Genomic DNA, 10506 nt, shown 5'->3' with positions numbered 1-10506 from the left:
GTCGAATTGTATAGGAGGTAATGGTTTGACCTCGCAATTGCGGGCCATTCTGTTCGACATCGACGGGACGTTAATCGATACGGTGAGCTTAATCGTTGATGCTCTCAACAGCGCAGCAGGGAAAGTCCTTGGGACTACTCTGCCGACCGAAAAGTTGAGGGGCATCATCGGTATTCCTTTGATTCAGCAAATCCAGGCAATTGAAAGCATGGTTGGAATTAAAGGGGACGAGAAAGCGATGACAGAGCAACAGTTTGCTTATTACGAAGCTCATCAGGATCAAGAAAAGTTATTTGAGAAAGCCATTGAGGCCGTCCGTCTAGTGAAACAGAAGGGGTACTGCACTGCGCTGGTGACATCAAAGAATAGACTCGAGATGGAAGATGTCACTCCGCGTTTAGAGCTAGAAGATTTCGTAGATACGGTTGTCACTTCCAGCGATGTGGCTCACCCAAAACCTGCTCCCGAGGCCGTACTGGCGGCAATCTATCGATTGAAAGTATCGCCCCAAGAAGCGATCTTCATCGGGGACAGCATATACGATATTATCTGTGGAAAGGCGGCTGGGGTAATAACAGCAGCCTGCGCTTGGGGAGCCGCTACGGAAGAAATGCTGAAAGCTGAAAAGCCCGATCTGTTTTTCAGTACACCAAGCCAGCTCTTAGAGTGGTGCGAGAGTCTGCCTGTAATAGTTAATAATGCGTCTCCGGAAGAAGCCAAATCAAACTGCTGCGGATCAGGATGCGCCTGCGGGTGCAATTGAGCAGCCAACACCGATTCCAACTGCTGAGCCGTCGCCTCCGCAACGCCGACGTCGAACTCCGACCAAAAGCGTAGATATGGCTCCGGTGGAAGCGTCTCGTGATGCTGTTCAACAATCTCCGCAAGAACCAATAATCCCTTCTGAGCCACAAAGAGCTACGGAAGAGGGGCAACCTAAACGTCGCCCTCGTCGTCGTTATCCAAGTAAGAAACAACAAGACGCAATTCCGACTGAAGAGCCAACTCAATCTGCAGATCTCGAAGCAGTGCCTTCAGAGGAAACGACCGTAGCTCGACCAATGCCGCATCGCCGCCGTCGGCCAATGCCGATTGCGAAAGAGGCTGCTACAGAAACGCCGGTTGAAGCGTCACCACAAGAAACCATCGAAGTTGAGTTTGATATAACTCTCCCAACAGGGCCTCGTCGTGGAGGACGCCAAAATCCTCGCGAGCGTCAACCCATTGAAAGACGCAAACCGCTCGAGATGCTTGCCCCGTCAAGAAATCGTATCGGTATGCGTAATGGCCTTCCGGCGCTTGTTTTGAATAACACCAGCGTACCGCCTCTCCTTTTCTTTGGCAACATTAACTCGAACGCTACAGAAAAGCATGTCTTGAACGAGATCCAAAAAGCGGCCGCCGCCGGGGTTCATGTTCATATTCTCTTACTCGATTTGATTGTCGATGAACAGAGTCTGCCAAAGGTATTGGATGATGCGGCTTATATGATAAAGCGTGTCGTTGAGGCTGACCCTCAGGCCAATATTTTTTGGCGAGTAGTGTTCACTCCTGCTTCCGGATGGCGACAGCGTTATCCTGATGCAGTCTGCACGCGAGCTGACGGCACTCAGTCTGAGCCATCGATTAGCTCCGAGGCCTGGTGGCAATATGCCGCCAAATGCCTCGAACATCTTGTTCTAAAGATGCGTACGGTGACGGAAGGCGAACGGGTGGTTGGATATCACCTAGAGCGCGGCGAATGGTTCTATGGCTCAGAAGAAGGCTACGATACCAGCCCTGCTGCACGTGAAGCGTTTAGGCGCTGGACCAAACATTACTATAATAACGATGTAGTGATGCTGCGCTCAGCATGGAGTGAAGGCAACGTCTCCTTTAACACCGTGGAAATCCCAACTTATCATCCAATATCGGCTCAGAACTCAACTTCCATTCTTGACTCGCGCAAAGAACGGCGGATAGTTGACTACCATCTGTTCTTGTCAGATGCAGTGGCTGAACGATTGGCGGACTTGGCGCGAATGGTTAAACATGCGTCGAAGAATCAGGCGTTGGTGGCTGTATCTTATGGTTACACTTTTGAGTGGTCTCACCCGAACTCAGGCCATCTTAGTCTCGGTCAGGTGACAAGCTGCCCTTATATTGATATCATCGCCGGCCCTCCCAGTTATAGCGATCGATTGCCAACTCAGGCAGGTACCTTCCCGATGCCTATCGATTCAATTGCCCTTCGAGGCAAACTATTTCTATCGGAAGAGGACTTCAAAACCCCTTTAGCAAGCGGTAATGAGCCTGATGATTACAATCTTCAGATTTCTCAACCTTATGCTATGGATCAAGTGCATCTTCGCGGGCTTGGCGTAACACTGACACATGGATCAGGAGCGGCTTGGATGGACCTTTGGGGTGAAGGTTGGCTCGATTCGAGTGTTGCCTGGCAGCGAGCAGCCGATTATCGTGAATGGTGGCGCATTCAAATCGAGAGTCCGCCAGCCCCACCTGATGTGGCGGTAATAGTTGACGAAGGTTCAATCGCTCATGCCCGTGATCGCGAATTGCTTCGCGCCGTTCTTAAAGAACAACAGGCAAATATTTTGAGAAGCGGAATGTCGGTGGGCTTTTATCTGCTGTCCGATTTGATGCTCAAGAATTTCCCTGATTGCCAACTGTATATCTTCTTGAATGCTTGGGACATCTCTGCAGAGCAGCGAGCCATAATTCGCGAGCGCCTTCACAAAAATGGCAAAACCCTTACATGGTTATATGCGGCTGGACTTTATGAAAACCATAAACCGGCGCTCGAAAATGCTCGAGAAGTTACAGGTATAGCACTCAAACAACAACCGTTCGCGAGCAAGCCGGGATCGCGCATGCTATCTCGGCGTCATCCTTTAGCCGAGTTTATGGATGATCCGAATATTCAGCGTATCGAGCACATCGATCCGACTTTTTATTCGATTACAGAGGACGCCACTACCGTTGGCGAATATCAGCAGACTGGCCTCCCCTCAATGATTGTCCGTGAGTATGAGCAATCAGAAGTAAGCGGAAAGTGGCGCGCAGTGTATCTCGGCGAGCCAACATTGCCACCTGCGCTTCTAAGAGGTCTTGGTTCTATGGCTAAGGTTCACATTTGGAGCAACAATGACGATGTTATCCATGTGCGGCTTCCTTTCCTTGTAATCCATGCCAAACGAGCCGGTCAGCGCACGATTAACTTCCCATCGAGCATGTCCGCTTATAATCTTGAAGAGCGGCAGATCGTTACTGAGAACTCAGTCAGCGCGCGCTTGTATATGGAAGAAGGACAAACAGTAATTCTCCTGGTGGCGCCGCAGGAACAGCTTCAGCGAATGCTATCAACCCAAGAAACGGGCCCAGTGGCAGCTCCTGAATCCATTCGAGTTCCTGAAGTGATCGTGCCGCTTCCTCCAGAGCCAGCAATCATTCACGAACCGAAAGAGTTCTTCGGTGATGCTTTGGATGAAGAGTACGCAGAAATCGAAACGGTGTATGGCCCTCCGAAGATCGAACTCGGACGAACGATGTTAGACGAACTGGTCGATGAAGACCTGGGATTAAATATTAAGTTTCGAAAAGTGGATGAGTAGTACGGATTCATGTGATAAGAATTAGGTGATAGGTGTTCGGGATCGAAGCAGTATTCGAATTCCGAAATAGACACTACTCAATATGATTAGGAGGTTTATATGCATATCATAGGCAAAGAGGAAGCAGAGGCGGCGGCTCGGGTTATTGAATCGGGGAAGCTGTTCCGATATGGCGAAGAGGGCGGCGAAGCGGCTCAATTTGAAAAAGAATGGGCTGAAAGGCTCGGCGTTAACCACTCCATCCTGCTTACCAGTGGCACTGCAGCGCTCATATGTGGGTTGGTAGGTCTTGACGTAGGTCCTGGCGATGAGGTTATCATTCCCGGCTATACTTTCATGGCGACAGCGTTGGCGGCATTGGCAGTTGGCGCGGTGCCGATTATTGTCGAAATTGATGAGACCCTCGGAATCGATCCGGTCGAAGTCGAGCGCGCAATCACTCCGCGCACAAAAGCGATAATTCCCGTTCACATGGTCGGTATGTCGTGCAATATGGACGCCATTATGGCTATCGCGAAGAAGCATAACGTGAAAGTGTTGGAAGATGCCTGCCAGGCGGTCGGCGGCTCTTATAAGGGTAAATCTTTAGGTTCGATTGGCGAGGCAGGCGGTTTCTCATTCAACTACTTCAAAGTTATCACCTGCGGTGAAGGCGGCGCGGTGGTTATGAATGATATCGATATCTACGAGCGCGCATTAATTCACCATGACGGCGGATGTATCTTCCGAAGTCACGCCAGAGAGATTTCATGGCCTTTCTTTGCGGGTCAGAACTATCGTACCAATGAAATATCAGCCGCTATTATGAGAGTGCAGCTTGGCCGGCTTGATGGCATTTTGGCGAAGCTTCGCATGGAAAAGCGCATGATGGTTGAAGAGCTTTCATGTATCAAGAACTTGAAGCTCAGCCCCATGAATGACTTTGAGGGCGATTGCGGAGTGACGACCGGCTTAATCTTCGAGACTGAAGATCGAGCCAATGGCTTCAAAGCGGCATTAGAAACTGAAACAGATGGTATATGGCAACCCATCAACAGCGGCCGACATGTCTATTGTAATTGGGAACCGGTGATGGACAAATCAGGCGCGCACCATCCTGGACGCGATGCCTATAAACTTGCCAAAGCCGATGTGAACTACTCCCCTGACATGTGTCCCAAGACCCTCTCCATCCTGACGCGAACGGTGCTTCTCGATAATGGCTTCAAACGCACTGAGAGTGAAATGGTTGAAAGGATCGCTAAGGTCAAAAAGGTCGCTGCGAAGTTCTAACTGAGATAACAAAAGAGGCCCGACAGCTAAGCTGTCGGGCCTCTTTATAACTTACATCTGCACAGCGGTAACGGATTTAGCGCTGCCATCACAGTGGACTACATTGTTAACCGCCCCATGTCGGGGTGGAAGGGGCAAGTTCTTAGTTTCGTATGAGTTTGCTGCATTTTTTGTTAGCTGAGCCGAGTCGAAAACGAAAACAGAGTTTGCCAGGTCTTTTACTTCATCCGATGACTTTGAGGAGAGTATCAGGTTCATCGCATAGCCATAATTTTTTGGGTTTTCAGTAAAAACTCCAGGACATTTGAAAACTTTTTCGCGGTCTTCGTCTTTCACATCATTGCCAAGAGTGACGTAATTACTAAGTTCATCAACCCAACAGCCTGACGGAGGGTAGGCTGCGTTGCTGTTCATATAAAGCTGTAGCGCTTGCCCTACTTGCTTCAGGTTTGCTAAACAGCTTTCGGGCGCGTAAGTACGCTTCCCACTGAGCTGGATTTTCACCATCGCACGAAATTCCTTCCCGAACGGGGTGAAGAAGAACAACCCAGCAGTTATAAAAACTAACAAAACCGCAACAATCCCACATCCCAGCCAAAACCGTCTTTTCATTTCTATCTCCTACACTATTTGTATTGCGTAGTGTGTTTTTCGAATCTATCCTCATCCCCTTTTACCCTGAGGCGGGAAAAGAGGATGAGGATAGATTCGATGCTTCGGAAGCAGAGCAAAGCGGCGCTGCCAAAGCATTTCTCCATCGGATGTAGGGGCTGGGCTTGCCCTGCCCTCCGGAGGGCGAAGCAAGCTACGCCCCTACAAATACACTTCGTATAACCCTGGGCACAAACATCCCTCGCAAAAACACAGAATGATTATGCATCTCGCCTTAATCCAAACCCCATGTTATTTCAAAAAGAAAAATATAATCCCGACCACAAGCGAAGCGGCTTGCAGGATATTGGATGTTCCCTGGGAACGGGGTGGATTTGGGACGTCAAGGACATCGCCCGGTTGCAATACTTCATCAGTACGCACGCCGCGTAGAATTTCAGTATAGTTGACTTTAATCTTTTGAATCTTACCGTCGATGCGGCGTTCAATGGTGACTTTGTTGAGTTGCGCATCCTCCAAGAGATCGGCTGCCTCAAGCGCTTCGCGAAGAGTTAAGCCTTCATGATATGCAACAAGTCCTGACCGTTTGACCGCCCCGCGTACCAGCACATAAACATTGCTCGTTTTTTGAGGCACCAATATCTGATCGCCTGGAGAAAGAGGGGTGTCCGTCCCTGACTTCGATAGGTCGATGATATTTGCCGGTCCGCCTGATGCTCTAGTAAGCTTTACCTGAGAAAGATCGGCTTCTTGAAGAACGCCGCCTGCTTTGGAGATAGCTCCGTTGATGGTTAAACCGGGTTCAAACGGGATCGTTTGCGGCGCTTTGACTTGCCCTAAAACCATAATCCCTTGATTGACGGCGCGTTGAAAGACAAAAACTTGGTCTCCTGGTTGGAGCACAATATCATTTTCAGGAGTTGTACTTAATTTCTCAAAATCGATAGTCAACTGCTGACCATCCGAATGAGTGACACGAACCGAGGTTAAATCGGCAGTCTCTGTTGGTGAAGCCGTTTTGAGCACATCTGAAAGCTTGAGGTTCGGTGTAATCGCAATGGAACCCGGGTTGCTTACCGATCCTGAGACGAAAACTTGATTGGGAACCAGCTTCACCATAACCTGTGGATCTTTAAGGATTTGGCGGCTTTTAATCTTATCGGCAATCAATTTCGCGGCAGCATCAGTTGATAATCCCCCGAGTTTTACCGCGCCAACGAGTTCAATAATTGCCATGCCATTCTGATCAACTCGGTATTGCCTCGACATCAGCGTTTCGCCATCAACACTAACGTTTATGACGTCGCCCGCTTTGATGAACGATTCCTGTGAGAAAACCAGATTAGTTGCTACTATCAAAACAAGAAATGCAAATAGAAGTCGCATTATGTTCTCCACTCTTAAGAAGTACAAAGCAATTGTACCAGTCTGTTTGGCCGATATACCACCTTCACTTCCCGATACAAAAATCTCTAAATATGCGTTCGATCAGGTCTTCGGTGACAGTCTCGCCGCTGATTAGGCCGAGGGAGCCGAGGGCGCCTCTTAAGTCGATGCTTACAAAATCGGGGGTCATATTGGCTTGAAGGCTATTCCTGGCTAGGTCAAGACTCGCTTTAGTCTGCCTCAACGCCTCTTGATGGCGAGTATTGGTAACCGAAACACTCTCTAAAGCAAGTCCTGAACCGATTGTTCGTTCAATTATCGTCTGACGAAGATCTTCGATCCCTTCACCCGTCATTGCTGAAATTGCCAAGGATTCCCCAATAAAAGATATCGCAGATTCCTGAAGAACATTACATTCTAAAGTAGAAATTGTGTCTGCCTTATTTATTATGGGAATCACCGGTTTACCATTCAATTCCTGCCATACTTGCCGATCTTCATCGGTCAAACCATCGGGGGCAGCGAATATAAATAGCGCCAAATCAGCTTCCGCTAATGACTTTTGTGTGCGCTTGACGCCAACCGATTCAACGACATCATCCGTTTCCCGAACTCCAGCGGTATCCGCTAAAATAACCGGCACACCCCCTAAACTAATCGTATCCTCAACCACATCACGCGTTGTGCCAGGGACGGGGGTAACGATGGCTCGTTCGTAGCCGAGAAGGGAATTAAGAAGACTGGATTTGCCGACATTGGGTTTGCCGATAATCGCGATTTTAAGCCCTTCCCTAATAATTCGTCCCTGATCAGCGGTCGCTAATAACTTTTCGACAGATTCGTTGATAATTTCGACTTCCGCCGTCGTTTGCTCATAATCTAGCTCGCCGATATCCTCGGAAAAATCAATCACCGCTTCAACTCGAACGAGAACATTCATTAAACGCTCGGCAAGCTCTGCGACCGATCGGCTGAGAGAGCCTTCGCGTTGGCGAAAGGCAACTCGGTGTTGCGCATCGGTTTGAGCTTTAATAATGTCGGCTACTGCTTCAGCTTGAGCCAGGTCAAGCCGCCCATTAAGAAAAGCGCGTTCTGTGAATTCACCGGCTTCAGCCATTCGCGCGCCTTGTCGAAGACATAACGCTAATACACGTTTCAAAGTGACACTACCGCCATGGCAGCTAAATTCAATGACATCTTGTCCGGTGTAGCTATGAGGTGATCGAAAGGTGAGCAGCAGCGCATCATCCAAAGCTTCTCTATTAGTTGGATCGACAATTCGGCCATAATAGATGTGGTGGGTTTCGAGGGCGCCGATAGTGTGGCAGTCAAACACCTGCTCGGCGATAGTAAAGGCTAAAGGGCCACTGACGCGAACGATGCCTACCCCCGCCTCACCAGGCGCGGTAGCGATAGCGGTAATTGTGTCATCTAAGGTTTTCATAATCGGTTTCATGCTGTGCCAATTATGGCGGAAAATAACAGTTTTTTCGTGCAGCTATTGACATTGTTGCAGATATTCGTCAAGACCGTGTATAATCTAGCATAAGGATTGCCCCTGTCACATTCCCTTTAAATGAAAAAGCCCTTGTGCACGGGTGAGGAGCATAAAGAATGTCGGTGAAGCAAGCAAGTTCACCTGAGGCCAGACGGCCGGGTGGGCGTGGTATAGTCGTCCTGGTTCAGGAAGTTATAAGCGAGTTAAAGAAGACAAACTGGCCTACTTATCAAGATGGTGTTCGCCTGACGGGTATTGTATTGGCCGTTATCTTTGTATTTACGATGTTCCTTTTTGTTATGGATATCGTTCTAACTCAACTTTGGAAATTCTTGATGCCAATAAGATGATAATCAGCCATGACGGCTTTGCCGTCAAAGAATCGCGACACTCACCATGCCTGGTCGCGATCCGAGGGCAATTAAGGAGTGCATGTTTAGATGCTACGGTCTTGGTACGCAGTACACACATTCGCCGGACACGAGAATAAAGTAAAGAACATTATCGAACGGCGCGCTAAAGTCGAGGGTCAGTGGGACTACAAGGTCTTTGATATCTTGATTCCCACAGAACAAGAGCTTCGAACGCGTGCTGGTAAGAAGACTTATGTTAAGAAGAAAGTGTTCCCCGGCTATATATTAATCGAAATGGTGCTGGACGACTCCACTTGGACTTTGGTAAAAAGTACCTCTGGAGTAACCGGATTTGTTAGTTCCGGTAACCGACCGGTGCCTCTTACTGTTAAAGAAGTCAATCAGATTATGGCCTCGCTCGAACAGGGCAAGACCACAGCGCGTATTGCTTACAGCAAAGGCGACAGCATCCGTGTGGCCAGCGGGCCATTTGCAGACTTCACTGGTAAGATCGATGAAGTTGACATCGAGCGCGAAAAACTTCGCGTTCTTATCTCGATTTTTGGACGCGACACACCCGTCGAGCTGGAATTCACACAGGTTGAAAAGCTGTAAGACAGCGCCCGTGTAGTTTCTAGTTAGAATGGGCTTGATAAGGAGGAAGTACAATTGGCAAAGAGAATTACCGCCGTTGTTAAATTAAATATTCCGGGTGGGAAAGCTACACCCGCACCGCCAGTCGGACCCGCGTTGGGTCAGCATGGCATCAATATGATGGAGTTCATCAAGAAGTTCAACGAGATGACCGCCAGTCTAGCTGGAACGACAATGCCGGTGGAAATCACCATTTACGAGGACCGCTCGTTCACTTTCATTGTCAAACAGCCGTTAGCCTCTGAACTATTGAAGAAGGCCGCGGGGGTTACTAAAGGTTCTGGTAATCCATTAACGAACAAGGTCGGCAAGCTCTCCAAGGAGCAGCTCCGCCAAGTCGCTAAACAAAAGATGCCTGACTTGAATACAAACAATATTGACCAAGCGATGCGAGTGCTAGCCGGCACCGCCCGTTCAATGGGCATTGAAATAGAAGACTAGTACGTATTGCGTATTACATATCCGGATTCCGGAATGCGAACTACGCAATACGCAATACAACTCTCCCCTATGTGGGAGGTTCAACCGTTAGAACCACAAGGAGATAATAAATGGCTGATCACGGTAAACGCTATTTGGAAATAGCGAAAAAAGTTACGAAAGACGAGATGCATGAACCGGCTGCGGCATTTGCCTTAGTTGGACAGACAGCATCTACCAAGTTTCCCGAAACTGTTGACTTAGCAGTCCGCTTGGGCGTCGACCCCCGCAAGGGCGAGCAAATGGTCCGCGGCGTCACCACTCTTCCCCATGGCACCGGTAAATCACGAAATGTAGCCGTTTTGGCTAAAGGTGATTTGGCGGAAGAAGCTAAGGCAGCAGGCGCTGACACCGTTGGCGATGACGATCTCGTTGCCAAAATCACGGAAGGCTGGCGAGATTTCGACGTGCTGGTAGCCTCAGAAGAAATGGCTCCTGTCGTCGCGAGATTAGGCCGCCAATTAGGCCCCCGAACGCCGAACAAGAAGAATGGCACCGTCACCAACAACATCCAAGCAACAGTTGATGAGATCAAACGCGCCGCTCGTGTGGAATACCGCATCGAGAAGGGCGCCATCATCCATATGCCCATCGGCAAAGCAAGCTGGGATGCAGAGAAATTGCATGAGAATTTCAACGC

At 49.0% G+C, this 10506-nt stretch carries 10 protein-coding genes; 7 read left to right on the top strand and 3 right to left on the bottom strand.

The annotated features are described in order from the left end of the window. From WCO51_05060 to WCO51_05050, 3 genes are all read left to right on the top strand, one after another. A partial coding sequence (locus WCO51_05060) for an HAD-IA family hydrolase (protein MEI6512629.1) occupies positions 1-763 on the top strand: 763 nt, incomplete at its 5' end. Continuing rightward, complete coding sequence (locus WCO51_05055) at positions 699-3611, top strand: beta-galactosidase (GenBank protein ID MEI6512628.1); 2913 nt, start codon at positions 699-701, stop codon at positions 3609-3611. The genes WCO51_05060 and WCO51_05055, both read left to right, overlap by 65 nt. A 99-nt stretch (positions 3612-3710) precedes the next feature. After that, positions 3711-4883 (top strand): DegT/DnrJ/EryC1/StrS family aminotransferase, encoded by a 1173-nt coding sequence (locus tag WCO51_05050; protein MEI6512627.1) that lies wholly within the window; start codon positions 3711-3713, stop codon positions 4881-4883. 51 nt (positions 4884-4934) lie between these two features. Here WCO51_05050 and WCO51_05045 read toward each other — a convergent pair whose 3' ends face one another. From WCO51_05045 to mnmE, 3 genes are all read right to left on the bottom strand, one after another. Next, a complete protein-coding gene (locus tag WCO51_05045; GenBank protein ID MEI6512626.1) occupies positions 4935-5495 on the bottom strand; it encodes a hypothetical protein in 561 nt (186 codons plus the stop codon). A gap of 291 nt (positions 5496-5786) precedes the next feature. After that, on the bottom strand, positions 5787-6881 hold the full coding sequence (locus WCO51_05040) for an SLBB domain-containing protein (protein MEI6512625.1): 1095 nt from the start codon (positions 6879-6881) through the stop codon (positions 5787-5789). Between the two features lie 64 nt (positions 6882-6945). Further along, entirely contained in the window at positions 6946-8325 is a 1380-nt protein-coding gene (mnmE, locus tag WCO51_05035) for a tRNA uridine-5-carboxymethylaminomethyl(34) synthesis GTPase MnmE (GenBank protein MEI6512624.1), read from the bottom strand. Positions 8326-8495: 170 nt separating this feature from the next. Between mnmE and secE the strand changes: the two genes are divergently transcribed. The 4 genes from secE to rplA form a co-directional block, all read left to right on the top strand. After that, positions 8496-8729 (top strand): preprotein translocase subunit SecE, encoded by a 234-nt coding sequence (gene secE / locus WCO51_05030; GenBank protein MEI6512623.1) that lies wholly within the window; start codon positions 8496-8498, stop codon positions 8727-8729. A 90-nt stretch (positions 8730-8819) separates the two neighbouring features. After that, positions 8820-9347 (top strand): transcription termination/antitermination protein NusG, encoded by a 528-nt coding sequence (nusG, locus tag WCO51_05025; protein MEI6512622.1) that lies wholly within the window; start codon positions 8820-8822, stop codon positions 9345-9347. 54 nt (positions 9348-9401) lie between these two features. After that, complete coding sequence (rplK, locus tag WCO51_05020) at positions 9402-9827, top strand: 50S ribosomal protein L11 (GenBank protein ID MEI6512621.1); 426 nt, start codon at positions 9402-9404, stop codon at positions 9825-9827. 110 nt (positions 9828-9937) lie between these two features. Continuing rightward, on the top strand, positions 9938-10506 hold a 569-nt coding region (gene rplA, locus WCO51_05015; protein ID MEI6512620.1), incomplete at its 3' end, for a 50S ribosomal protein L1.

The sequence above is a fragment of the bacterium genome (assembly GCA_037131655.1).
Classification (GTDB): domain Bacteria; phylum Armatimonadota; class Fimbriimonadia; order Fimbriimonadales; family JBAXQP01; genus JBAXQP01.
The sequence above is the reverse complement of the archived record's forward strand: the minus strand, read 5'-3'. Positions and strand labels throughout refer to the sequence as shown.

Excerpts from the sequence above, each read along its gene's own strand:
- WCO51_05040 (MEI6512625.1), bottom strand. The coding sequence starts at position 6,881 with ATGCGACTTCTATTTGCATTTCTTGTTTTGATAGTAGCAACTAATCTG.
- WCO51_05050 (MEI6512627.1), top strand. The coding sequence starts at position 3,711 with ATGCATATCATAGGCAAAGAGGAAGCAGAGGCGGCGGCTCGGGTTATT.
- nusG (MEI6512622.1), top strand. The coding sequence starts at position 8,820 with ATGCTACGGTCTTGGTACGCAGTACACACATTCGCCGGACACGAGAAT.
- secE (MEI6512623.1), top strand. The coding sequence starts at position 8,496 with ATGTCGGTGAAGCAAGCAAGTTCACCTGAGGCCAGACGGCCGGGTGGG.
- mnmE (MEI6512624.1), bottom strand. The coding sequence starts at position 8,325 with ATGAAAACCTTAGATGACACAATTACCGCTATCGCTACCGCGCCTGGT.
- WCO51_05055 (MEI6512628.1), top strand. The coding sequence starts at position 699 with ATGCGTCTCCGGAAGAAGCCAAATCAAACTGCTGCGGATCAGGATGCG.
- WCO51_05045 (MEI6512626.1), bottom strand. The coding sequence starts at position 5,495 with ATGAAAAGACGGTTTTGGCTGGGATGTGGGATTGTTGCGGTTTTGTTA.